This is a genomic window from Fimbriimonas sp. LA-C6 (assembly GCF_055398105.1).
Map to the genome: position 1 here is coordinate 4,011,308 of NZ_AP038796.1, position 23,292 is coordinate 4,034,599.

At 54.6% G+C, this 23,292-nt stretch carries 21 protein-coding genes and 1 tRNA gene; 9 read left to right on the forward strand and 13 right to left on the reverse strand.

Features of this window, described 5'->3' with window-relative positions; genetic code table 11:
* Positions 1-210: 210 nt before the first annotated feature.
* A complete protein-coding gene (locus tag ACZ51B_RS18465; RefSeq protein WP_464294813.1) occupies positions 211-3,315 on the reverse strand; it encodes a tetratricopeptide repeat protein in 3,105 nt (1,034 codons plus the stop codon).
* Positions 3,316-3,324: 9 nt separating this feature from the next.
* Positions 3,325-3,747, reverse strand: coding sequence for a hypothetical protein (locus ACZ51B_RS18470; protein ID WP_464294814.1), 423 nt, complete (start codon positions 3,745-3,747; stop codon positions 3,325-3,327).
* 443 nt (positions 3,748-4,190) lie between these two features.
* Here ACZ51B_RS18470 and dapA point away from each other — a divergent pair, with 443 nt between their 5' ends.
* Genes dapA through murB form a run of 4 tightly spaced genes read left to right on the forward strand, consistent with a single transcriptional unit; the run spans position 4,191 to position 7,732 of the window.
* Positions 4,191-5,126 carry a 4-hydroxy-tetrahydrodipicolinate synthase gene (gene dapA / locus ACZ51B_RS18475; RefSeq protein ID WP_464294815.1) on the forward strand — a complete coding sequence of 312 codons (936 nt, stop codon included), beginning with the start codon at positions 4,191-4,193 and terminating at the stop codon, positions 5,124-5,126.
* A gap of 20 nt (positions 5,127-5,146) precedes the next feature.
* Positions 5,147-6,238: a hypothetical protein gene (locus tag ACZ51B_RS18480; protein WP_464294816.1), complete on the forward strand. Its 1,092-nt coding sequence runs from the start codon at positions 5,147-5,149 to the stop codon at positions 6,236-6,238.
* A complete protein-coding gene (gene tsaB / locus ACZ51B_RS18485) occupies positions 6,235-6,792 on the forward strand; it encodes a tRNA (adenosine(37)-N6)-threonylcarbamoyltransferase complex dimerization subunit type 1 TsaB (RefSeq protein WP_464294817.1) in 558 nt (185 codons plus the stop codon). The genes ACZ51B_RS18480 and tsaB overlap by 4 nt, the downstream gene beginning before the upstream one ends.
* Complete coding sequence (murB, locus tag ACZ51B_RS18490; RefSeq protein WP_464294818.1) at positions 6,785-7,732, forward strand: UDP-N-acetylmuramate dehydrogenase; 948 nt, start codon at positions 6,785-6,787, stop codon at positions 7,730-7,732. Before tsaB ends, murB begins: the two co-directional genes overlap by 8 nt.
* Before the next feature lie 573 nt (positions 7,733-8,305).
* Here murB and ACZ51B_RS18495 read toward each other — a convergent pair.
* Positions 8,306-8,381 (reverse strand) — tRNA-Val (locus ACZ51B_RS18495).
* Positions 8,382-8,471: 90 nt separating this feature from the next.
* Here ACZ51B_RS18495 and ACZ51B_RS18500 point away from each other — a divergent pair.
* Both ACZ51B_RS18500 and ACZ51B_RS18505 read left to right on the forward strand, forming a co-directional pair.
* A complete protein-coding gene (locus tag ACZ51B_RS18500; protein ID WP_464294819.1) occupies positions 8,472-10,085 on the forward strand; it encodes an N-acetylmuramoyl-L-alanine amidase family protein in 1,614 nt (537 codons plus the stop codon).
* On the forward strand, positions 10,078-10,683 hold the full coding sequence (locus ACZ51B_RS18505; RefSeq protein WP_464294820.1) for a hypothetical protein: 606 nt from the start codon (positions 10,078-10,080) through the stop codon (positions 10,681-10,683). Before ACZ51B_RS18500 ends, ACZ51B_RS18505 begins: the two co-directional genes overlap by 8 nt.
* On the opposite strand, the gene ACZ51B_RS18510 is transcribed toward ACZ51B_RS18505, so the two are convergent.
* Genes ACZ51B_RS18510 through ACZ51B_RS18535 form a run of 6 tightly spaced genes read right to left on the reverse strand, consistent with a single transcriptional unit; the run spans position 10,649 to position 13,888 of the window.
* Entirely contained in the window at positions 10,649-11,353 is a 705-nt protein-coding gene (locus ACZ51B_RS18510; RefSeq protein ID WP_464294821.1) for a M50 family metallopeptidase, read from the reverse strand. The genes ACZ51B_RS18505 and ACZ51B_RS18510 overlap by 35 nt on opposite strands.
* Positions 11,319-11,897 (reverse strand): phosphatase PAP2 family protein, encoded by a 579-nt coding sequence (locus ACZ51B_RS18515; RefSeq protein WP_464294822.1) that lies wholly within the window; start codon positions 11,895-11,897, stop codon positions 11,319-11,321. Before ACZ51B_RS18515 ends, ACZ51B_RS18510 begins: the two co-directional genes overlap by 35 nt.
* Complete coding sequence (locus ACZ51B_RS18520) at positions 11,884-12,417, reverse strand: hypothetical protein (RefSeq protein WP_464294823.1); 534 nt, start codon at positions 12,415-12,417, stop codon at positions 11,884-11,886. Before ACZ51B_RS18520 ends, ACZ51B_RS18515 begins: the two co-directional genes overlap by 14 nt.
* Positions 12,418-12,423: 6 nt before the next feature.
* On the reverse strand, positions 12,424-12,918 hold the full coding sequence (locus tag ACZ51B_RS18525) for a hypothetical protein (RefSeq protein WP_464294824.1): 495 nt from the start codon (positions 12,916-12,918) through the stop codon (positions 12,424-12,426).
* Positions 12,919-12,926: 8 nt separating this feature from the next.
* Complete coding sequence (locus tag ACZ51B_RS18530; RefSeq protein ID WP_464294825.1) at positions 12,927-13,397, reverse strand: hypothetical protein; 471 nt, start codon at positions 13,395-13,397, stop codon at positions 12,927-12,929.
* 2 nt (positions 13,398-13,399) lie between these two features.
* Positions 13,400-13,888: a hypothetical protein gene (locus ACZ51B_RS18535; protein ID WP_464294826.1), complete on the reverse strand. Its 489-nt coding sequence runs from the start codon at positions 13,886-13,888 to the stop codon at positions 13,400-13,402.
* Positions 13,889-14,025: 137 nt separating this feature from the next.
* On the opposite strand from ACZ51B_RS18535, the gene ACZ51B_RS18540 reads away from it, so the two are divergent.
* Positions 14,026-15,513: an esterase/lipase family protein gene (locus ACZ51B_RS18540; protein ID WP_464294827.1), complete on the forward strand. Its 1,488-nt coding sequence runs from the start codon at positions 14,026-14,028 to the stop codon at positions 15,511-15,513.
* On the opposite strand, the gene ACZ51B_RS18545 is transcribed toward ACZ51B_RS18540, so the two are convergent.
* Together ACZ51B_RS18545 and ACZ51B_RS18550 are read right to left on the reverse strand one after the other, a co-directional pair.
* Entirely contained in the window at positions 15,514-16,581 is a 1,068-nt protein-coding gene (locus tag ACZ51B_RS18545; protein ID WP_464294828.1) for a glycoside hydrolase family 130 protein, read from the reverse strand.
* A gap of 94 nt (positions 16,582-16,675) precedes the next feature.
* A complete protein-coding gene (locus ACZ51B_RS18550) occupies positions 16,676-17,680 on the reverse strand; it encodes a glycoside hydrolase family 130 protein (protein WP_464294829.1) in 1,005 nt (334 codons plus the stop codon).
* A 188-nt stretch (positions 17,681-17,868) separates the two neighbouring features.
* On the opposite strand from ACZ51B_RS18550, the gene ACZ51B_RS18555 reads away from it, so the two are divergent.
* Positions 17,869-19,029, forward strand: a complete 1,161-nt coding sequence (locus tag ACZ51B_RS18555) for a PQQ-dependent sugar dehydrogenase (protein WP_464294830.1) — start codon at positions 17,869-17,871, stop codon at positions 19,027-19,029.
* Positions 19,030-19,034: 5 nt separating this feature from the next.
* Here ACZ51B_RS18555 and ACZ51B_RS18560 read toward each other — a convergent pair whose 3' ends face one another.
* A complete protein-coding gene (locus ACZ51B_RS18560; protein ID WP_464294831.1) occupies positions 19,035-21,674 on the reverse strand; it encodes a response regulator in 2,640 nt (879 codons plus the stop codon).
* A 174-nt stretch (positions 21,675-21,848) separates the two neighbouring features.
* On the opposite strand from ACZ51B_RS18560, the gene ACZ51B_RS18565 reads away from it, so the two are divergent.
* Positions 21,849-22,502, forward strand: a complete 654-nt coding sequence (locus ACZ51B_RS18565; RefSeq protein WP_464294832.1) for a hypothetical protein — start codon at positions 21,849-21,851, stop codon at positions 22,500-22,502.
* A gap of 13 nt (positions 22,503-22,515) precedes the next feature.
* Here the strand turns inward: ACZ51B_RS18565 and ACZ51B_RS18570 are convergent, their stop codons facing one another.
* Positions 22,516-23,277 (reverse strand): prepilin-type N-terminal cleavage/methylation domain-containing protein, encoded by a 762-nt coding sequence (locus tag ACZ51B_RS18570; protein ID WP_464294833.1) that lies wholly within the window; start codon positions 23,275-23,277, stop codon positions 22,516-22,518.
* Between the last annotated feature and the right edge of the window lie 15 nt (positions 23,278-23,292).

Here is a 23,292-nt window from a genome sequence, read left to right on the forward strand (position 1 = left end):
CTAAAAGAACCAAATGCAGCACGGTCCGTACACCATTTATCGGGGAAATGGCGTACGGACTAAGCTGCACTTCTAAACACACCAAACCCCTCGCCCCAGCGCAATGCGCCGAACTCACCTATCTACTGCCGCGAGGTTGCCATATGACCTAGGATCGGGACGTAGCTAAGATAAGTGATACTTGCTTGCAAAGTCTGCGAGACCCTACGTCTAAAGGCTCGAACGTAGATTCTCAAGCATAGCCAACACCCTTGGTGCATTCGGATCTTCTATCCGAACGAATATCCCGTATGATTTCTCATAGAAGTCAATGGCCTTGCGAACATCACCCAGGTTGGAATAAGCAATTCCTAGGTTGCCCAGGGTTTGTCCTTCTCCCCGGATGTCGCCTGTCTGTCTACAGATCACCAGAGATTGTTCGTAGTACTCAATCGCCTTGCGAACATCACCCAGTTTGGAATAAGCATTTCCTAGGTTGTTCAGGGTAGCTCCTTCTCCACGGATGTCGCCTGTCTGTCTAAAGATCACCAGAGATTGTTCGTAGTACTCAATTGCCTTGCGAACATCACCGAGGTCGGAATAAGCAACTCCTAGGTTGCCCAGGGTATTCCCTTCTCCACGGACGTCGCCTGTCTGTCTCTTGATCACCAGAGATTGTTCGTAGTACTCAATCGCCTTGCGAACATCCCCCAGGTTGTAATAGGCATTTCCTAGGTTGCCCAGGGTTTGTCCTTCTCCACGGATGTCGCCTGTCTGTCGACAGATCGCTAGATCTTGTTGGTAGTACTCAATCGCCTTGCGAACATCCCCCAGGTGGGAATAAGCATTTCCTAGGTTGCCCAGGGTTTGTCCTTCTCCCCGGATGTCGCCTGTCTGTCGACAGATCACCAGAGATTGTTCGTAGTACTCAATTGCCTTGCGAACATCACCGAGGTTGGAATAAGCTAATCCAAGGTTGTTCAGGGTTTGTCCTTCTCCCCGGATGTCGCCTGTCTCTTTGCAGATCACCAGAGATTGTTCGTAGTACTCAATTGCCTTGCGAACATCACCGAGGTTGGAATAAGCCAACCCTAGGTTGTTCAGGGTAGCTCCTTCTCCACGGACGTCGCCTGTCTGTTTGCAGATCACCAGAGATTGTTCGTAGTACTCAATCGCCTTGCGAACATCACCGAGGTTGGAATAAGCCAACCCTAGGTTGTTCAGGGTAGCTCCTTCTCCACGGACGTCGCCTCTCTGTCTCTTGATCACCAGAGATTGTTCGTAGTACTCAATCGCCTTGCGAACATCCCCCAGGTTGTAATAAGCATTTCCTAGGTTGCCCAGGGTATTTCCTTCTCCCCGGATGTCGCCTGTCTGTTTGCAGATCGCTAGATCTTGTTCGTAGTACTCAATCGCCTTGCGAACATCCCCCAGGTTGTAATAAGCATTTCCTAGGTTGCCCAGGGTTTGTCCTTCTCCCCGGATGTCGCCTGTCTGTCTGCAGATCACCAGAGATTGTTCGTAGTACTCAATCGCCTTGCGAACATCACCGAGGTTGGAATAAGCCAACCCTAGGTTGTTCAGGGTAGCTCCTTCTCCACGGACGTCGCCTCTCTGTCTCTTGATCACCAGAGATTGTTCGTAGTACTCAATCGCCTTGCGAACATCACCGAGGTCGGAATAAGCCAATCCTAGGTTGTTCAGGGTTTGTCCTTCTCCCCGGATGTCTCCTGTCTGTCTGTAGATCACCAGAGATTGTTCGTAGTACTCAATCGCCTTGCGAACATCACCCAGGGCGGAATAAGCCAATCCCAGGTTGTTCAGGGCATTTCCTTCTCCCCGGATGTCGCCTGTCTGTTTGCAGATCACCAGAGATTGTTCGTAGTACTCAATTGCCTTGCGAACATCACCGAGGTCGGAATAAGCAACTCCTAGGTTGCCAAGCAATGCAGCCTCACCGATCCGATCTTGAATCATACGCGCCGCATCAAGACCATCATGAAGCCAGCGAATCACCCTTTCTGTGTGGAACAACAAGTCGATCAGATCCACGGCATTGAGCGCGTACTCCTTGCACATGTTTGCAATCTCCTCGCTGATCTGATAGTTCTGCGCACACCACGCCTGCGCAACCTCGCTATTCTCAAGTTCCAACTTGGAAAGCTCGATACCAGCCATCACGCCGTCGTGCCCACTGATGTACAGCCTTTCCGCTTCAGCCAAAACCTCCGCATAGTGTCGTGCATGCCGAAGCTCCGCCTCAAACCTGGACGCATCCTCAAAACCCTTACTGAACAATCGAACCAAATCGTGCAGCCGATATCTTTTGGCGACACTGTCAAACTCCACCAAACTCAGCCGTTCAAGCTCCTGAATCCCCTTGTTGCGCTCATCCAGACACACTGCGGCCTCGGCCTTCGAGGCAAAGCTTCCAGGGAACACCGAAAGCCACCGAAACAGTTGCTGCTGCGGGCTGCTCAGCCGTTGATAGCTCAACCGAAGCGTCGCCTCAACGCCATTGGCGACCCCCTCTGCCCCGATCGCCTCCAGCCGCGTCGTCTCATCAAGCAGCTCTTGCTCATAATCCTCAGGCTCCAAAGACTGAGTCCCGCCCAACAAACTCCCCGCAGCCCGAATAGCCAGTGGTAGATGGCCGCACAACTGGCAAATCCGCGCTCCCACCTCTGGCGACACACGCGGCGCAAGCTCACTCAAAAGCGCAAGTGCCTCTTCCGGACGCAACTGATCCAACCGCACCACAGTGACCCCGCCGATCACACGCCGAGAAGTCACCAACAGCCCACATCCCTCAGACGGACGCAAAGCTTCAATCTGAGCGTAATCCAGCGCGTTGTCCAAAACAACCAAAACCCGCTTCCCATGAAGCCGCGCCAAATACGAAGACTTCAAACTCTCAAGGTCATCCGGTAGCTTCTTAGCCGACTCATCAAAAGCCCAAATACACCACCTCAGCGCATCCTCAGCTGAAAGCGGATGCTCATCAGTCCCCTTCATATCAAGGAAAAGCTGGCCATCGGGATACACGTCCTTCAGCCGATTGGCAACAACCAAAGCGAGCTGAGTCTTCCCAATCCCACCCATCCCGTTGATGCCAGTAACCCCAACAGCCCCATCCTGCTGAAGCGCCGCCATAAGCCTCTCAATCTCTCCAACCCGCCCCACAAAGTCACCCAAAGGCGCACGAAGCTGATGCAAGCTCGATCGTACAGGCGCAGCATGGAAATGCACATCACGCACACCGCCCTGAACAACGGCAACCCCAGTTGCATGATCGCCAACGGAAATGCCCGGTTTATTTACTTGGGATGAGTCCATAAAGCCCGACTAAACCTTGATATTCAAATCGCCACCCACGTCGCCCATCACCACCGCATTGTGGTGAGCACCATGCCCAAAAGCCACCGACCCGGCGCCCGCCGAAACATCCCCTTCTTGTCGCAGCGCCTCTAGCTGAGAAGCAATCTCCGGGTTCTGTTCCAGAAGCTTCTTCAGCCGCCCAACCAAAGCCCGCTCATAATCCTCATCCCCAGGAGACTCGGCAAGGTCACGCACCGCTTCCAAAGCCGCTGGACTCTCTTCGACCTTCCCGCGCACCAACCCCCAAACCTTGCTCACCAAACCCGGGACCTGCTTACCCGTCTCCGAAGCCGCCCCCTCAAGGACCTTCCCGCCCAAAGACCCCGCAAGCTCCACCAAATGAGGTTTCAAAACTCCCCAGACAAAACTAACAAGCACAGCCTCTACCATCGGTCCATTATTACCGACATCCCCCCAAATTGCCACCCACTTTCACCCCTCGCCAAAACCGCCCCAAAACCAAGAAAAACCCAAAAAAACGCCCAAAAAACACCAAATTTTAGTACTATTTTTCACCCAGCACGCCCTCTCCAACCCCCAATCCAACCCCCCAACTCATCCACCCCAACCCCCAAAAACCACCCCATCCCCAGATTCAAACCCAGCCCAAAGCCCCACCCCAAAAAAAACTGTCCCGTAACATCCCAATCAAGGAACACCCCCAAACGACCTCTGAAAACCGAACATCCCAAAAAATTTCCCAAATTCCGAAAAATTCGCACAACATCAACCATCAACAGAAACGGTAGATGTTAGGCGGGCATAGGAAGGAGGAACTATTCGCGATTCCGTTCCCCAATGGACCCCATCGGGTTCGCGGAGACGGTACCCTTATGGATATGGGCGCATTCTTCGGCCCCCGAGATTGGGGCACGCTTCTGACGGCTCAGCTCACACCGTTTAACAACGACGGATCCGTGAACTTTGACGAGGCAGCCCGTCTGGCCTCTTACTTGGTCGACGTTCAAAAGAACGATGGCATTGTAGTAAATGGCACCACAGGCGAGTCGCCGACACTTTCCGAGGCGGAGAAACTTAAACTTCTCGAAGTGGTCCTCGATGCTGTCGGAGACCGGGCAGCTGTTATTTTTGGTGCTGGCTCTTACAACACAGAAGAGAGCATCCACATGACCCGCGAAGGCGAAAAGCGCGGTGCCCACGGCATCATGCTGGTCAACCCCTACTACAACCGACCAGGTCAGCAGGGGCTGTACGCGCACTTCAGCACCATTGCACGCGAGACTGGTTTGCCAGTGATGTTGTACAACATCATGCCGCGCGCAGCCATCAACCTAGAGACCCCAACACTCTTGCGCCTAGCTGAGATTCCGAACATTGTGGCGGTTAAGGAAGCGAGCGGGAACGTGGGGCAGATCTCTGATGTATGCGGTCAGGCACCGGAAGGGTTCCGCGTTTACAGCGGAGACGATGCCTTGGCATTGCCTATTTTGAGTCTAGGTGGACACGGTTTGGTGAGCGTTTCGGCGCACGTGGTCGGTGCGCACTTCAAGCGCATGATCTCCGTGTTCCAGAGCAATCCGGCAGAGGCCAAAGCGATTCATCATGCACTGATGCCGGTGGTGAAGGCTGTGTTCAGCGCGCCGAGCCCTGTGCCTATCAAATATCTCACCAGCTCCAAGGGGTTTGACTGCCAATCAGTTCGACTTCCGCTGGTCGAGTTGACTGACCAAGAGAAAGACGCGGTGCAAGCTGCACTGGCAAGCTTTGAGGCATCTGCCCTACCAGTTGAAGCTGTTGTGCACGCCTGATCGTCTTGTGAAATGAACCTATGAAGACACTCATCCTGGCGAGCCTTATTCTTGGAGTACACGGTCAAGACGTGACCGAGAAGTATTCCGACCCTAAAACTGGCTTGGAGTTTAGCCACCCCAAGACCTGGACCGTGATCAAGAAAGTCACGAAGAAGAAGAAGCCAAAGAAGGGAAGCTCCGAGGGTGATGTTGTTAGCTTCCGCGTGCCCATTGTCAACTCCTCTTCTGAAGCGGAGTTGACGGTGGTACGCGCTGAGTTTGCTGGTTCGCCTGAGTCTTGGCAACAGATTCAGGTGGATGCTAATCGAACCCTGAAACGCGAGGTTCAGAAGCAGTATCAGCAAGAGATTTTGGGTGTGCCTATGCTGCTCACTCGAATTGCTTATAGTGAAGATGGTGTTTCGAAAACGGCTCTTACTGGGCTGCTCTATACGAGCACGCCTTATAAGTTCCTGTTCCGGCTGGCCGGTCCCTCCAACGATTTTGATAAGGCCGAGTACGAGTTTACCAAGAGCATGGAGACGCTCCGGACTCTGGACAACAACCTTCCCAAGGAGCAGAAACCGGGTGTAGTGCCTGTCGTGACGCCCGAACCACCTAAGAAGAGCGTCATCTCGGTCGATACGAACAAGACCACGGTGGTGAAGGCGAAGCAGCAGTTGCCGATCACTATCTCAAACCGAAATACAGTGTTGAGGTTCCCTGAGGGGTGGACAGCGACGAAGGATACGAACGGCAATTGGAAGATGAGCCACAAGAACCTGCCGTATGCTGTGGAGTTGCGGTTGTATTGGAACGGCGACTCGGATGCTCCTGCGGTTGCTTTGGCCAAGCTGACTAGCGAGACGCTGAACGATTACAGCGTGGTGGATCTGAGAGAGGATCCAGTAGTTCACCTCAATGCGGCTGGGATGACCGTTGCGAGTGTTTGGCGCACTGGGAAGTCGGGCAAGAATGAAGACCTTCGGACGGTGGAAGGGCTGGTGAAGACGGACGACTTTTACATCACCTTGCGCTGCCGACCTTCGACCAAGTTGAAGGATTTTGAGTCTGAAAAGAAGCTGCTTCTGAGTCTGTTGCAGTCGTTGAGTATCGAGCCAGCCCCGTGATTCTCGCTTTCAGCACCTCCAGTCCGTTGGCTAGCATCGCGTTTATCGATGCGAGTGGAGAGATCGTTTTCTCCCGTGAGAAGGTCTCTCCCAGGGCTGCGAGTGGGGCCTGTTTGGAGATGCTCAGTGAGTCTGGCCTGAGCTTGGACCAGGTGACGATGTTTCTTGCCGACACCGGCCCAGGAAGTTTTACAGGCGTTCGTGTTGGCATTGTTTTGGCCAAGAGTTTTGGTTGGCTTTATGGCAAGCCATGTGCTGGCGCGAACTGCTTTGACCTGCTTTCGACAACGGTGACGAGCGTGGTACCCAGTAAGAAGAACGAGTGGTTTATTCGCGTTCCCGGTGAGGCTCCGTTTCGGAGTACCGTGCTTCCCGATGGCCCGGTGGTTGGATTTGGGTTCGAGGGCGGCGAGGAGTATCCAAAGGCGAGCGGGTTCGCAGGTCTTCTAGGGCAGTTGCAGCCTGTTTCGGCTGAAGCGTTTGTCCCAGAGTATTTGATCGACCCCAGCATTTCGACTCCGAAGAAGCCTTACGTTTTGGTGCCAGGTGCTTAGTCTGCCAGTTGAGCGAGACGTTTCCTTACGTCTGTTCACCACCTTGAAGGCGGGCGGTGATGCCGAGCAGTTTGTGCGCGTTCGGACGGTGGATGAGTTGGCTGAGGCCTCTCTTTATGCCCAAGGGTCGGGGTTGTGCCAGACGATCTTGGGGTGGGGAAGCAATGTGCTACCGAGTGATCGTGGCGTGCCTGGGCTGGTGGTTTTGAACCAAGCTTCATCTCTTGAGATCGAGTCGAGTGGGGACCTGACGGTGGATTCTGGTTGCGCTTTTCAGGAGCTGTTTCTGAAGACGGCACAGGCTGGGCTGCGGGGTCTTGAGTTTGCGGTTGGGATTCCTGGGACGGTTGGGGGAGCACTTGTGAGCAACGCGGGGGCGTATCGGAGCAACATCAGCGAGTTTTTGACTGAGCTTGAGATTGTTTCTGAAGGTCGCCGACAGTGGGTGGATCCTGCTTGGATGGAGTTTTCATATCGGGACAGCAAGCTTCGGAGTGCGACGCCAGTTCAGGCGACGATCTTGCGGGCCCGGATGAAGCTACCGAGTGGCGAGAGTAAGAAGATCTACGACGAGGCGCGCGAGTATCAGCGGCAACGGATCGGGAAGCAACCCCCAAGTGCCAGCGCCGGGAGCTTCTTTAAGAACGTGAACGATGGGGAGTTAGCGGGCCGGCTGGCTACTCTGCCTGAGTCTTTGAAGAAGGCGGGTGTGGTGCCTGCTGGGTACTTGATTGAGGAGGCCGGTCTCAAGGGCTACCGACAGGGCGGCGCGATGCTGGGGACGCGCCATGCGAACTTCATTTTGAACGTAGGGAATGCCAGCGCAACCGAGATCCGGCGCCTTGCTCAGACTGCCAAGTACACGGTCCGCGAGAAGTTTGGGGTTTCGTTAGAGGAAGAGGTTTTGTATTTGGGCGATTGGTCTTTATTTGAAGACTGATGATGAGGAAGGGACAGTGATGGTTCCCGCCCAAGTGCTGCATTCGCAGCACCCCACCCCTTTCATAAAGCTGCGCTTTCCTAGGCCTGCGCTTCGCTCCGACCTAGGCTTGTATGTTTCGCCCCTTCAGGGCTTTTGGGAGCGTGCATACAGCACTTGGGGATTGCGAGTCTTGGTACCAGGACTGCGCTTTCGCTTGTCCTTCGCTGGCACGGAGCGCCCCATTCGGGGCTACGGATTTGTCGTGACCTGAGTTCAAAGTTTGATGCATTGTCTTATGAAGGAAGGGACTGTTTCGATCCCGCCTATGTGCTGCGTTCGCAGCACCCGCCCCTGGTTGTAAAGCTGCGCTTTCCCAGGCCTATGTCGCTCTTCCAGGGCTTTCGGACGTGGTGTTGGGTGTCTCGGCCTTGTCTATCAATGCCAGTTGCCAGGTGATGTGCGGGGAACTTGTGGATTGGGGCGTCGGGTATTGGAGGGTGGGATGAGAATCCTGTGGGTTTAGGCCGATGTATCCTGGTAGAAGGGAACGGTTCCGTGGGCGACGGGGAGCGTTCTGGGGATATCAATCGGTGGTGGGCGGTGAGGGACTCGAACCCCCGACAGCCTCGGTGTAAGCGAGGTGCTCTACCAACTGAGCTAACCGCCCGAATTGAAAGTTAAACAGAATCTTGCGTAGTGCAAGAAAAGTTAACTTGCTTATTATGATCTGCCGTGTACACTGAGTTCAACCCTTAGGATGAAAACAAAATTACTCGTACTGGTTCCATGGATGGCACTAACGGGTTCTGCGGTCGCTCAAGTGCGAAGCGCGGACGTTCTCTACCTGCACCAAGAAACGGTTCCTCAGCCTGCATTTAGGTTGGGCGATGAGTGCTTTGTACCCATCGAGAACGCGGAGACTTGGGGTTGGAAGATTTCTCCGACTGCTTCTGAGGCGAAAGTGGAAGTCGATGGGAAGACCATCACCATTCCGATCCGTAGCGTCAATAATCGACGCACGCTTCCTCTACGCAAGGCGATTACGCTTCTTGGCGGTGAGTCCGAGTGGCAGAGTGCGAATGACACTTTGAGTGTTTATTCGGTGCTGAACGAGCTCTCCGTGAAGTCGTTCCAGCTTGAAGCCAAAGCTCCGTTGCCGATCAAGCCGTTTACGTTTTATTTGACTGACCCAGGACGGACCATGGTGGACCTGGTGGGCGTGCGTCTGAAGTCCAGCACCAAACTCTCCTTACCTGTAGGTGCGAAGGCTTTTCAGTATCGAACCAACGTCGTCCGGATCTCGTTTCCGACGCCGTTTGTTCCGGAGCTTCCTAAGGATCTTCTGAAGCCATCCCGCGAGATTGTTCTAGAGGCAAAGCGGTCTGCGGATGTTGAGACGGTTTTGAAGCCGGAGAAGGCGCCGGAGCCTGCTGCCGTGGTTCCTCAGAGCTCTGGTGTTTCGGGCATTTTGCCGATTATGGTGAATGCCGACACGAAGACCACGACGAGTATCGGGCTGAATTTTGACCAGGTGATCTCAGGTGTTACTTTTAGAAAGTCGGACCCTGGGACGTTGCAGGTGGTGATTCCCGGGACGGCATTTACTTTGCCCGCCGAGTTTAAGCTGGGCACAGAGGCGGTTGAGAAGACTGAGGTGACGCAGGAAGGGGAATCGACTCTTTTGACTTTGCACTTAACTCGGGCGATGGGGGCGGAGCTTTCTCGGGATGGCTCGAAGTTTGTGATCAACCTTTTCAAACCCAATGTGGGTGATGGGAAGCTTGCTGGGAAGATTATTACCATCGACCCCGGTCATGGCGGTAAGTTCACGGGTGCGCCTGGTGGTGGGTTGCTTGAGAAGAACATGACGCTTGCGGTAGGCAAGATTGTGGCTCAGCGGCTTGCAGAGGCTGGGGCTACGGTGATTCTCACTCGCAAGACCGATACACAGCTCAGTTATGATTTGGGGACTGACTTGTTGATGCGGAATGAGATTGCGATCAAGGCGAAATCGGACTTGTTCATCTCATTTCACATTAACTCGATGGACAATTCCACTAGTAATGGGACGATGACTTTCTATCACAGTGGGGATGGAGTCTCAAAGTTGCTGGGTGAGTGCATCCAAACGGAGATTGTGCGCGTCAGTAAGCTGAGAGGTGGGGGTGTTCATCAGGACACGAGCCTCCATAAATCTGGACTATCCGTTTTGAGAAATGCCCACATGCCAGCAGTGTTAGTTGAGCTTGGATTTATATCCAATGCCACGGACCGTAAACGTATGAACTCGCAGGAGTTTCGCGAGGCGGTGGGGCAGGCCGTAGTGCGTGCCCTCCGAGTTTATTTAGGAGATAAGAACAGTCATGAGTAAGTCTTCCAGTGGGAAGGCCGTTTTCGCGCTCTTCCTTGTGGGTGCGCTGGGTGCGGGATCGCTGGCTTGGTATGTGAAGACCACGCCAAGTGCGCAACGGGTTTCGGGTGATCTTCGGGTTCAGGAGCCTGTGAAAAACAGTCCTGCGCCGGAGAGTGGTGTTCGCAAGGCGAGCGAGACCAGTGCCACTGAGAGTATTTGGTTGGTTGAGTCCTCGGGTGATTCTGTGTCGCTATCCGCTTCCAAGGTTCCTGTACCTGCCGGAACCAAGCCCATGGTTTTTGCTGCGGAGTCCGTGGTGAAGGCTTTGAAGTTGGATAACTTCCGGGTGTTGGGCGTTGATCTTCGCGACCACACGGCGATTGTGGGCTTTAACTCGGCCGTTGGTGAGGACACGATGGGTAGCGGGCTGGAGAGCAAGTTTTACAAGGCTTTGCAGACTGCGTTTGGCCAGTTTCCTGATGTGGACAAGGTGATGATTGAGGCCGGTGGCAAGCCGATGGAATCTGGTCACGTGGGTGTGACGGATGCGTTGGATGTGATTCGACCTGGCGACAAACCTTCTACTGGCTCCAAGCCTTCCGAACCGCAGATATAACCAGCGCTAGTCCACATAAGCTCCAAGCGAGTGCCCACAGCATTGCGGGCACTTTTGTGATGTGCTCCAGGATCAACGCGTCGCTTTCTCTGTTTGAGCTGGCGGTTATCTGGACGAGATCGTAAATGGAGTTCAGCGAGTTAAGGCACTGCTGGACTCCTAGAAATTGGCAGGCGAAGAGTAGGGCTGAATTCTTGAGCTTGAGGGCGCAGCCGAAGAGGATGGGGAGCCAGAGCAGACCCGCGATGACTCCGATTGCGTCGCCCCGTACCCAGATGAGCATGGAGCCTAGCAGGAGTGTTCCCATTGCAAGCAGGGCTGCTTTTGCTTTTTCGGGAGTGCGTCCGAAGTAGATCATCGCGGCTCCGGTGAGTGCTGCGCCAAGGTAGCCCGCTGAGCAGATGAGTATCTCGACTCCATCGCGGGTAAAGGTCACTCCTTCTCCATTTCTAAACACTTTGATATATGAGGCTTGCCCGCCTGTGATTGTTGCTGCAAAGGCGTGCCAGAACTCGTGGATGAACGTGTTGAGGTAGGTGATGGGGAGTAGGACTTCACGTGCGAATGGGATCCACATCAGAACGATGGAGACGGCGGAGGCCGTGAGCAGCGCCACTTGGTGTGGTTTTAGGCTCTTAGTGTTGCTCTGCTGTGGGCTGTTGAGGTCCATTACTCGTTATAACATCGGCGCGACGCTTCTTGATGAGTTCCCAGGACTTAGTCACTAGGAGGGCGGCGACAACGCCGGTTGTCCAGCCCAGGAGGACTTGGTAGGGATAGTGTACGCCTACGTAGACTCGCGAGATGCCGGTGAGGAGGGCGACCACCACCCATGGGGTGCCCCACCATTTGAGGTGGTAGCAGAAGACGAAGGCGACGGCCGCCATGTTGGCGCTGTGGGCCGAGGCGGTGCCGAAACTGGGGGATTCGCCTGCGCGGAGCAGGACGTCGTTGAGTTCTTGGAAGGGACGGTGCATAGGGAGGCCATGCTTCCAGAAGTCAGTGAACAGGTTTCCCAGACCTACTGAAAGTAGGGCGATGATGGCAGCGGTTCTGGGCTTTCCTTTGGCGACGATCATGCCGATGGTCATTGCGGCAAGGAGCAGCTTCATCCAGGTGTAGTTGGCGGCTTCGCTGAAGAAGCGCCAGAAGGGGGCCGCGTCTTGGGACCATCCGTTGATGGCACGGAAAAGCTGCAGGTTAAACGCTTGCACTTGTTTGAGTGTACTGTCTCTGTTCGAGTTCCTTAATGGCTCTAAGGCAGATTGTGAGTGGGATGATGCCTACTACACCGAAAGAGCAGTCGATGAGTTGCCAGGAGAGCGGGATGCCTCGGATGGGGCCGCAGATGAGGGCGAGCGGGAGGACTGCGACGCATGCCATGAACGCCCATTGGATGACCCAGACGTTGCGGACAGGGTCTTTGAGCGGGCCGATGAAGGCAAGAGCGATGACGAGGTGTCCGAATGCTAGCCAGTCGGTTCCGTAGGCAAGGAACGGGTATTTGGCGTCGGTTAGGGTGACGGCATTGCGGACTTGGACGATCCAACTGGTGAGGCCGGTGTATTGGTCTGGGGTGGCGTCTGGCATTATGCCTAGCCAGTGGGTGAGCAGGTTGAGTTCCTGGGCGAGCGGGAAGGCTGTTACTCCGCTGAGGACAAGTCCCACGATGAATCCGATAAGAAGTCCGCGGATGATGAAGCGGAGGTGGCGACTACGCGGGTCGGGATCCATGTCTGATTATGTCTTGTCCGGGACGCCTGAGGGGTTGCTTCGCAATTCGCGCATGGCTTTCATTGCTTCGTCGACTGATTTTTTACGGTAGACGAAGAACTCTTTTTGGATGCCGTAGCGTTTGAGTTCGCTGGATGCTGAGAGCTGGATGATGGCGTAGCTGATGAGGCCCAGACAGAAGATGGAGTGGAGACCTAGGAACGCAGAGGCTAAGGCAGGCTCAAATCGACCCCATCCAAGCGCGTAGCCGAGTTGCTTCATTTTCGGATAGCTGAGGAGTCCGATGGATACCGATGCGAGCAGCAAAGGGACGGTGAAGAATCTGGTTTGGAGATCCCAAGCGTGCAGTCGGTCTAGGACGATAGCTAGGGCTATGTTTACTAAGAAGACTCTGTATAGCCCGAAGTAGCCGTTGCTTAACGAGCGGAGCTTATCCACGGATCCGTAGTTGTTTCCGATGGTCCGTGGATAGGCTGCATACAACTCATTTGGGTCTTCCATGTTGTTTGCTACATCACGTAAGGGGGAGGGGCGGCGGCTTGTTTCATTTGGGCTATGGTCTCTTTGACGTCTTTTCTTTGGAAGCCTAAGGTGCCGCGTTTCACTCCGTATTTCTTGATCTCTTTATCTGCGATGTGTTGGAGGATGCCGTAACCGATGAGTCCTAGAAAACCTCCCATGAAGGAACAAAGCACGACTTTGGTGGAGCTCCAGTTCATGTCGAGTCCGATCTTCTTGGTAGGGAAGTAAGCGACGATTGTTGCCATGAAGCCGAACCCCATCAGTTGACCTAAGAGATAGGCGACGGATGTGCTTTCAGAGCGGGTGCTCGACGACATGATGGTGCAGATAACGGTTAACACAAACGCGGGTACGAGCGAGAAGTAGCCATCGGACAGGGCTTGCAGCTTCTCGGGAGTTCCGTAGGTGTGTAGGTTGTTGCGCGGGTAGGCAGCGAACTGTTCTGGAGGCGTATCCATTTTTAGACGGTGGGTGGGACGGTTGGTTGTTGCATTTTTTGGATGGCTGCTTCGATATCTTGTTTGCGGTATCTGAAGAGGCTTCGTTTGACGCCGTATTTCTTGATTTCCGTGCTTGTGATTTGCTGCATGACGATGGTGCCGATGGCCCCACAGCACAGGATTGAGCTTAATCCCAAAAAGACTGAGGCGATGATGGATGAAGAAGGTGGCCAATCTTTGCCTATCCCGATTTTCTTATTGAGCGGATAAGTCACCGCTGCCATTAGGATAATCATTGCTGCGTAGATGCCCAAAACTTCTTCAAATGAGTTCGCTCTTCTGACGAAATAGCTCTGACCCATTGCAAGGACGACGTTGAGTACGAACGCTTGGTTGAGGCCTGAATCGCCTTCATGGAGGGCACGCAGCTTTTCGGGGGTGCCGTAGTGGGCGGCGGATTGGCCGCGAGGGTAGTTTGCGAACTGCTGTGGAGGAGGGGCTTCAGACATGCACACTACAGACGCGTGAGTTTTGACAAAAGGTTTAGTTGTTCTCGTGTAATTTTATTGAAGTTAGTTTGATGGGTGTCTTGAAGCTCCCTTTATGGTCCTTGATATGTGGGCGGTGATTTAGTAGGATCGGTGCTGTGGAACCAGTACTGCTTATTCATGGATACAGCGCCGAGGGGCGGGATTCGGATGATCCAGATCAGTTACGGCTGAATATTCGGGACATTTATGGCGGGCTGGTGGATCGGTTGCGGTCTCTTGGGCTGGATGTGGTGGAGATCGACCTTTCGCGGTGGTTGTCTTTGGATGACGGGCTGTCCATTGAGGATATTGCTCAGGGGTTGGACAATGCTTTACGTTCCCCCGCTTACGAGCATCTGCTCGATTCTGGTTTCAATGTGGTGATTCACAGCACGGGGGCGCTGGTGACTCGGGCTTGGCTGCGGCGGTATTGGGACTCTTCCAAGCCTTGTCCCATTAAGCGGATTGTTCATCTGGCGGGGGCGAACTTTGGGAGTGCGGTTGCGGTGGTTGGGCAGTCGCTTCTGGCCAAGTGGTTTCGGCATTTTCAGGCTGGGACGGGCGTGGGGCAGAAGGTGTTGCAGGCTCTGGAGTTGGGGGCAAGTTGGACCATTGACATGCAGTTGGAGGTTGATCGGAAGATTGCGGCTGCGGGCGACAAAGGGCCTTTGGAGTTTCTTGCGATTGGGAGTCAGCCTTCGTTGATTTTTCTGTTGGCACCGATTCCTGAGATTAAGGAGGACGGGTCGGATGATACGGTTCGCGTGCCTGCGGGGAACTTGAACTACATTTACGTGACGATTCAGAAGGCTGCAGGAGATGTGGACGGGGCTGCTGGTGTTAGGACCATTAACGACGTTTCGGATTTAGATTCGGATTCGAATGGCCACTACGATTGGAGCGTGGAGGTGCCTGCTCCCAAGCCTTTTGCGATTGTGAAATCGACTTCGCATGTGGGTGCTCCTACTTTGAGTCTGCCTCCGGTGAATGATGAGACCGCCATTATGAATGGCGCGAACAATGAGGCGCAGATGTTGCGGCTTCTGAAGACGGCTTTTAGCACGGACCGCGCTGGGATGGCGGGGGCGATCGATTCGTTTGCTGCGGAACTGAAGCTATCGCGTGATGAGGTGGATCAGGAGAATCAGCAGGGGATGGTGCTGTTGCATCGGTACAGCATGCCGAATTTCTTCGATACGCATGCGATGATTGTGTTTCGGATTTGGGATCAGAATCGGAATCCGGTTTCGGACTTCTCGATCTACTTCAATGCCAACAGTGGGGGCGAGCCTGCCGGGCCGTTTAGTGACCTCGTTGAGGACACTCACAAGAATCGGGTGACGCCGAACTGTTTAACTTACTTCTTGAGGCTGAACACTTGGGACGGCAATCAGCGGGTTGATCTTTTGAGTCGTGTGAATGGGTTTACGATTCATGTGGATGCGGAGGAGAGCCTTACGCAGAACGCCAAGTATGTGCCTGTTGAGATTGAAGTGGCCCCTGAGCGGGTTTCTCAGTTTATTCAGGCTGATAAGACGACGATTATTGATGTGTATTTGACTCGAACGGTTGGTCCGAAGGCGTTTCAGATTGTGACGGATTAGTTACTTGAGAGGTGCGGTGGTGAGGGCGATTCGGGAGTCGGCGGTTCCGTAGTAGAGCATCCATTTGCCTTTGAAGGGGACTAGGCCTTCTATGAAGCAGACGTGGTTGACTTGGCCGTCGATTTCGTAGTTGCGGTCGGGCTTCATGAAGGGGGTGTTGAGGCGGGCGATGAGCTTGGTGGGGTTGGTTGGGGAGAAGAGGGCTTGGCTGGGGGCGTAGGTTCCTGGAGCTAGGGTTTTGTCTCCTTCGGTGGCGCTGTTTTTGCAGTTGTAGAGGAGGACGATGCCGTGTTGGGTGAGGAGGGCTGGGGGGCCTGGCTCAACCAGTTCGCTGTCGAACATGCCTTTGCGTTTGTGGAGGACTTTGACGAGGCTGCCGGATTTGTCGACGACGGGGGACCAGTGGGTGAGGTCGGTTGAGGTGGCGATGCTGAGGTCACCTTCGCCGTAGTACATCCAGTATTTGCCTTGGATTTTGGTGGCGACGAGTTTGCCGTTGGTGAGTTTGGTGACGATGCTGCCGGACTTGGACCAGACGTCTCTGGCTGGACCGGTGAAGACGGGGCCGTGTTTTTTCCAATGTTTGAGATCGCGTGAGGTTGCTGCGCAGAGGCGGGCGGTTTTGCGGTCCCAGCCGGTGTAGGTGAGAACCCAGGTGCCGTCGGGGGATTGGACGATGCGTGGGTCTTCGCAGCCACCTTCCCACTCGTACTGCTTGTAAAGATCTTGTGAGGGGTATAGGACAGGGAATTTGTCTCGTGCGAAGGTGCGTCCATCGGAGCTTTCGGCGTATCCGACGCGGGATGTGCGTTGGCCTGAGACAAGTCCTTCTTTCAGTTTGTCTTCGGCGCGGTAGAGGAGGATGAGCTTGCCGTCTTTGATGGCTGCGGCTGGATTGAAGACGTCGTTCTCTTCCCAGTTGACGGGCCCTTTGCGCATGGGGCAGTTGAAGGGGAGTCGCTTTTGGGGCCAGAGCACAGGGTTTGCGGCATCGGCTTTGGTGAACGGCCCGAGAACCCACGCGGGTTGGGCGGTGAAGAGCATTGTGGCCACAAAAGCGGTAATCATTAAGCTGACTATACGCTAAGTACCTGGTAAATGACGGGTTACTAACAGGTTTCTGAGATTCCTAGGGCAGCGGTGTGCCCTAGGAATTGGGGATTCATATGGGTGAGTTGAGCTGGATTCGTTCTGCGAGTTGGCCGGCTACGCCGGTGAACTCGGTTCCGTCTTTCTCAAGCCATTGCAGGAGGTGTTTGATGCTGCCCGTGGCGAGACATATGGAGGTGTCTGCGGCGCCGTAGTACATGTGAATGGTGTCGCCATCGTCGAGCACGGTGTAGCCGCAGGGGAAGACCGCGTTGGAGACGTCGCCTACGATCTCGTACTGTTCTTCGGGGCCGAAGATCCAAGACTGTCCTCTTGAGAGACAGACCTCTGGGTTTTCCAGGTCGAAGAGGGCGAGGCCGAGTCTATAGAGTGAGCCCGAGGCGTGGTGCCTTACGCCGTGGTACAGCACGAGCCAGCCTTTTTCGGTCTCGATAGGAGGGGGTGAGAGCCCGATTTTGTTGGCGTCCCACCAGGCTCCACGTCTTGCGGGGAGGAGAAGTTTGTGGCCGCCCCAGTTGGTTAAGTCTGGCGAGTACGAGATCCACATGTGGGCTCCCATATCGGAGACGGGGCGGTGGATCAGGGTGTAGTTGCCGTTGATGCGGCGGGGAAGGATGGCTGCGTCTTTGTCGTCCGGTTGCATGATGAGGCCGTACCGTTCGAAGTTGACGAAGTCCGTGGTGGATGCGAGGGCCACGCCAGGGCCGGACTTGCCGAAGGCGGTGTAGGTGATCAGGTACTTGTCCATGTCGGGCATGTACGTGATACGCGGGTCTTCGATGCCCCAAAGTTCTTCGGGGTGGTCGATGGGATCGGGTGCGAGCGTGGGTTGTTTGTCGATGACCCAGCCGTCGATACCGTTGGCTGACCGAGCCGCGCAGAGGTGCGAGATTCCACGTCTATCTTCTGCTCGACACAGCAGAAGGGTGGTTCCATCTGGGAGCCTTACTGCGCCGGGGTTGAAGATAGAGTGAACGGGATAGGGCCACATGTCCGCGGTCAGGATTGGATTGTTCGGATGTCTCTCGAACAGAACCTCAAATTTTGAAGGTTTCATTTTTGTTTAACCTGGATACTGTCGCGTTGGAAGATGCGTTTATTCGACACATTTCCAGTGGGATGTTTGAATTGGGAGCAGTTTTGCTACCTCTTCAGTTCATTGACGCTCTCATTCTCGGTTTAGATGAGGTTTTCCGTACTGGACAGGTGATTTTGTTTGGACGATCCTATGGATAGAATGGATCCGTGGTTCTCTCCGCCGTCGTTTGCGCTGCTTTGCTGGGGCAGCAGAAGCTTCCAGCTCCCTCTCGAAGTGTGATCCTTGTTCCTAAGTTGGTTCCTGCACCTGCCAGTTTTCTGCGAGTGCCCAAGGGGTTCAAGGTGAACCTGTTTGCGGACGGGTTGCACCATCCACGGATGATGGCGGTGGCTCCGAATGGGGATGTGTTTGTGGTGGAGACCCGGATTGAGGTTCGGGAGAAGCATCAGCCGAATCGGGTGCAGGTTTTGTGGCATTCGTCGGGTGGTGAGCGGGCGTCGGGGAAGAGTCTTTGGGCGGATGGGCTGAATATGCCTTTCGGCATTGGTTTCCGGTTTGGGCATTTATATGTGGCGAACACGGGTTCGATTGTTCGGTGGCCTTATCGGGCTGGGCAGCGGATGGCTTCTACGAAACCCCAGGTGGTGTTGGATGGGATTCCTCAGAAGGGGTATCGGAACCACTGGACTCGGAACATATTGTTTGCTCCTGATAACAAGCATCTGTTCTTGACGATTGGGAGCGAGCTGAACGTGGCAGTCGAGGGGCCACGGAGGGCGGTGATTGAGCGGTACCCGTTGAACTCTCAGGGTTTGATTGCGGGGAAGGCAGTTACCTACGCGACGGGGTTGAGGAATCCCATTGGGCTTGCGATTCATCCAACGACGGGCACTTTGTGGGCTAATGTGGCGGAGCGCGACTATTTGGGCGATGACTTGGTGCCCGACTTTACGACCTCGATTCGGCCGGGTGGGTTTTATGGGTGGCCCTACTACTACATTGGGAAGCACCACGATCGTCGGGTGCCGGAGCGGTTAGACTTGAAGGAGAAGGTGTTGGTGCCGGATGTATTGCAGGCGGCTCACAGCACGCCGATTGATATCAAGTTCTACCAGGGAGATGCGCTGGTGGCTTTGCACGGATCGCAGAACCGAAGTAAGTTGAACGGATACAAGGTGGTGCGGATCAAGTTCGGGGCCAACGGGAAGCCGACCGGGAAGGTGGAGGATTTTGTGACCGGGTGGTTGCCTGGAGGCTCTAACAAGGAGATCTATGGGCGGCCAGCTGGGTTGGCGTTGTTGCCCGATGGGAGTGTTTTAGTTGCCGACGACTGGGGTGGGCGGATTTGGCGAGTGTCGAAGGGATAGCTGTTTTAGGCGGCTAATCTTATGTTTTCTCGTGTTTCGGCGATGAGCTTTTCCAGGTCCTTCTTTTTGACTGGTTTGGCGACGTGGCCCTTCATACCTGCTGCGAAGCACTTGTCTCGGTCTTCGGGCATTGCGTTGGCTGTCATGGCGACGATGTTCGTGGTCTTACCGAGGGCGTTGGCTTGTTCGATAATTTTCTTAGTCGCTTCGATGCCATCCACATTGGGCATATGCCAGTCCATGAGGATGAGGTCGTAGCTGTGCTTGCTCGCCAGGTCGATTGCTTCTTGACCGTCGTTTGCTACATCGACCACGCATCCAAAGAGTTCCAGCATGTTGATCGCTACCTTTCGGTTGACTTCATTGTCCTCGGCTAGGAGCACTCTCAGGTCTGCGACGGGGCGTGGAACTTTGGTGGCGGGTGTTCGCTCGACTGTGTGGGTGATGATGCCCAGCGTCTTTCGGATGGTGGCCAGGAACGTTCCTTTACGAACGGGCTTGTTCATGCAGGTACTGATTCCGAGTTCCTTCATCCGATGGGAGTCGATGAGTGATCCGGCCGAGGAGAGAACCACGATAGGCGGCACTGTGGACATGCTTTCCCTCAGCATCTCGATCACTTCTTCGCCGTCGAAGTCCGGCATCATGTAGTCGAGCACGATCAGATCGGGCGTCGGCAGCGCCATGTTGGCCATTCGTTTGAGGGCGTCCGCCCCGCTGCTTGCTTCCTCCACAATGCATCCTGTCGCCTCGATTTGTTTGCGAATGATCTTTCTGTTTAAGTCGGAATCGTCCACCACGAGGACGGTCCGGCCCATGAGATCCCTCGGACATGGGATGGGTGCCACTTGCTCTGCAACTGGGAGCGGGATTTCGAACCAGAATTCGCTTCCCGTTTCGAGGCTGCTGTTGAGACCGATTTCCCCGTTCATGAGGCTTACGAGTTGCCGGCAGATGGTAAGTCCAAGGCCGGTCCCACCGTACTTGCGCGTTGTCGAACCGTCTGCTTGTGTGAAGGCATCGAAGATGGCTCCCTGTCGATCTTGGGGAATGCCGATGCCGGTGTCGCTGACGGCCAGGTAAATGGAGTTCTTTGTAGCACCTTGTCTTACCGAGACGAGGATGTGTCCTTCCGCCGTGAACTTCACCGCGTTGCCGATGAGGTTGCTGAGGATCTGTCGGACCCGGAGGGGGTCTCCAATTCTGAAACCTTCGACTGCATCGGAGATGTCTATGGCGAGTTCGACGCCTTTCTGGTGGGCTGCTTTTCCGTACAGAGAAGTGACTGTTTCGACGAGATCTTGGAGATCGAATGGGATTTCGTCGATGGAGAGATGTCCGGCTTCGATCTTGGAGTAGTCGAGGATGTCGTTGATGATGCTGAGCAGTGCATCGGCGCTTGACCACACGGTTTCGGCGTACTCTCGTTGTTCTTGGCTGAGGTCGGTTTCAAGCAGGAGGTCTGTCATGCCGATCACGCCGTTCATGGGTGTTCGGATTTCGTGGCTCATGTTGGCTAGGAACTCAGACTTGGCTTTGCTGGCGGCAAGTGCTTCTTCGGCTAGCTTCTGAGACTCTTTTGCGAACGTTTTGAGATCGGATGTTCGTGCTGCCACTCGGTCTTCTAGTTCGGCGTTGATCGTGACCAGTCGCTGTTTGGTTCGGTTGTTGTTGACGACGATTCCCGAGATCAAGGCTGAGACGAGGCCGATGATGAGCCATGAGAGGAGTCTTGAGTTGTTTGCAGCGACGACTTCGGGCAGCGCGCGGAAATCGGCTTCAAAGCCGTAAGCGACGAGTCTCCAGTTCCCCCCGATGTCCACCACGTCGATGGGGATGGAATGCGAATAGTCGTTTGGTGAGCGTTCGCTGGAAGTGTCTCCTGCCCAGAGGTTCGTCTTGTCGTTGATGAGGGCAAAGCCTCGCTTGGGGAGGATATTGTGGAGCGCTTCGATTCCTATTTCAGCGACGATGGCTCCCTTGATTTGGTCCTTTTGATCGTAACATGGGACGCAATAGAAGACCACGAAATCGTCGATAGAGTGGGACGACGTGTTTTTCGACGCTTCATCCATGAGGACGGGGCGGGTGATTGCAGCGATGTAGTTGAGGCTGCTGTGGAGCGCAAGCGACGGTTCTGTTCGGATCAGGTCTTCGACCGAGTCTCTTATGACTGCTGCTTCGCCAGAAGCGTGGACGTTTCCGTAAGGGTCTGTGCGGCTGGTTTCGAGTGAGACCTGCCCTACGTTTTTGAGGAAGGTAAGGAACTGTCTTCGCGAAGCTTTGGTGTCGGTCCCATGGACGCCCTGCTTTTTGGAGGCAGCGATCAGATGGATCTCCTCCACGGGCACTGATGAAAACAGGTTGGCGTGAACCTCTACAAATTCGTCTTGGTCCCTCGCGCTGAAACTGTCGCCTGTCCAATCGCGATTGCGGATTCCGGGCATGCGCGCGATGGTTCGGAGGTCTTGGTAGGTGACTCGGAATGTGTAGAAGATGTCTGCGGCGACTCTTTTGCCTTCTTTGTCGCAGCTTGCTTGGAAGCTGCGGCGGGCCATTTTGATGTCTTGGGTGTACTTGAGCTGGACGAGCCAACAGCTCGCCAGTAGCAGACTCAATATCAGCAGCCTCGCCAAGAACTTCAAATCATTGCACTTCCTAGTTGCTCTAAAATTATCGGGCAGCGATAAGAAAGATGTAGGTTTGAGGTGCTTTAATTATCGTAATGCAGTACTTCTGTGGTGGGGCCGGTTTTAGCTCTATTGTTAGGTAGCTGAGTTGCTCTTTCAGAGGGTCTTGGTTGTGATAAGCTGGGTTGTATGTCACGGCTTCTCAACTCCCTCGTCGGCTCTTCGATTGTTGTTCTGTGTGTTAGTGGATGCGGTTCCAAGGACTCGACTACTAGTGCAGAATCACCCAAGCCCAAGACCGATGTGAAGGGAGAGGTGGCTAAGAAGCCCCTCCATGGACCTTCAAGGGTCGATGTGAAGCACGCGTTGGACCCTGATGCCGCCGGTATCGATCCTAACCCCAAGGAGACGACCATTGAAGAGATGCTGGCGCAGAAGATGCCAGACGATCAGAAGGGTGATCTGTCTGAGTACCAGAAGAAGCGTGCAGGTTCTTTTGAGAAGACTGTGTGGAGCGTAGACGCGAAGGTGAAGAGCGTTGTTCTGAAGAAGGACGGCGACTACTACATGGTTTTGGAGAGCAAGGGCGGCGCTAGTACGGTTGTAGAAGTGCCAGATCCAAAGCTCTGCGCAGGAAGTAAGTTTGAGCCACAGATTGCTGCTACTCGGGCAGACATTGAGAAGCGGTTCCATCCGACTTCCGTTGTGAAGGAAGTGAATGAAGATGCGAAGATCCAAGGCGTTGGATTCTTTGGATGGAAGGGACGACCCGGTTCTGGGTCGTCCAGTAGCGCTCGTTTGATGCCTGGAACGGGCATCAGCTGGAAAGGTAAGAAGGGCTAAGCGCCCTTCTCTATCACCACTTCTCGCTGTCTTCTGAGACCCATGGGAACCACTGTGGGCATGGGTTGAGTGCTGCGGTTTCGGCCGGGGACCAGACGAGGGTGGTGTCTTTCCACCACTGCGGCATCTTGTGGTACTTCGCGTGGGTGTCGGCGAAGACGTAGTTGGATCCACCGAGGTGTCGCTCGTAGGTGGATTTGCCGTCTGGGGTCTTCCAGCGTGCTGGGGACATCAGCTCAGCGTTGGTGTTGGACGAGGTCTCCACCACGAAGATCTTGCTGGAAGGTGTGGTGATCTCGCTCATGTTGCCGCCGCTCAATGAGAATCTTCTCACTCCGCCAGGTTGGCTGAAGAAGAACAGGTTGAGCGCGTAGGAAAGGAGTTCTCCCTTTGTTTTGTTGCCGCTGCCTTTGGGCCAGTCGGATGCGCCTGTGCTGTCTTCAGGGCACTTGAACATGGAAGTGTTCTTGATGTAGGGCTGGAGGACGTCTGCCCAGTTGAGCTCGCCTTTGCCTGCGCCTGCGTGCCAGGAGAAGAGTGTGTAGGGAGGGCCAACGTAGGTGGTGGCGTCGTAGTTTGCCATGGGCAGGGTGTCATCAGTGTCTCCTACGTAGAGGTAGAGACCGGTTCCAATCTGCTTGGCGTTGCTGAGACATTGGGTTTTCTTTGCAGCTCCTTTCGCCTGTGCAAACACAGGGAAGAGGATGGCGGCAAGGATTGCGATGATTGCGATGACGACCAGAAGTTCAATCAGGGTAAATGCGCGACGAATCATAAGAATGTTGAAAGG

Excerpts from the sequence above, each read along its gene's own strand:
- ACZ51B_RS18570 (WP_464294833.1), bottom strand. The coding sequence starts at position 23,277 with ATGATTCGTCGCGCATTTACCCTGATTGAACTTCTGGTCGTCATCGCA.
- ACZ51B_RS18545 (WP_464294828.1), bottom strand. The coding sequence starts at position 16,581 with ATGATTACCGCTTTTGTGGCCACAATGCTCTTCACCGCCCAACCCGCG.
- ACZ51B_RS18470 (WP_464294814.1), bottom strand. The coding sequence starts at position 3,747 with ATGGTAGAGGCTGTGCTTGTTAGTTTTGTCTGGGGAGTTTTGAAACCT.
- ACZ51B_RS18550 (WP_464294829.1), bottom strand. The coding sequence starts at position 17,680 with ATGAAACCTTCAAAATTTGAGGTTCTGTTCGAGAGACATCCGAACAAT.
- dapA (WP_464294815.1), top strand. The coding sequence starts at position 4,191 with ATGGATATGGGCGCATTCTTCGGCCCCCGAGATTGGGGCACGCTTCTG.
- ACZ51B_RS18505 (WP_464294820.1), top strand. The coding sequence starts at position 10,078 with ATGAGTAAGTCTTCCAGTGGGAAGGCCGTTTTCGCGCTCTTCCTTGTG.
- ACZ51B_RS18535 (WP_464294826.1), bottom strand. The coding sequence starts at position 13,888 with ATGTCTGAAGCCCCTCCTCCACAGCAGTTCGCAAACTACCCTCGCGGC.
- ACZ51B_RS18530 (WP_464294825.1), bottom strand. The coding sequence starts at position 13,397 with ATGGATACGCCTCCAGAACAGTTCGCTGCCTACCCGCGCAACAACCTA.
- ACZ51B_RS18465 (WP_464294813.1), bottom strand. The coding sequence starts at position 3,315 with ATGGACTCATCCCAAGTAAATAAACCGGGCATTTCCGTTGGCGATCAT.
- ACZ51B_RS18500 (WP_464294819.1), top strand. The coding sequence starts at position 8,472 with ATGAAAACAAAATTACTCGTACTGGTTCCATGGATGGCACTAACGGGT.
- ACZ51B_RS18480 (WP_464294816.1), top strand. The coding sequence starts at position 5,147 with ATGAAGACACTCATCCTGGCGAGCCTTATTCTTGGAGTACACGGTCAA.
- ACZ51B_RS18525 (WP_464294824.1), bottom strand. The coding sequence starts at position 12,918 with ATGGAAGACCCAAATGAGTTGTATGCAGCCTATCCACGGACCATCGGA.
- ACZ51B_RS18510 (WP_464294821.1), bottom strand. The coding sequence starts at position 11,353 with ATGGACCTCAACAGCCCACAGCAGAGCAACACTAAGAGCCTAAAACCA.
- ACZ51B_RS18565 (WP_464294832.1), top strand. The coding sequence starts at position 21,849 with ATGTCACGGCTTCTCAACTCCCTCGTCGGCTCTTCGATTGTTGTTCTG.
- ACZ51B_RS18520 (WP_464294823.1), bottom strand. The coding sequence starts at position 12,417 with ATGGATCCCGACCCGCGTAGTCGCCACCTCCGCTTCATCATCCGCGGA.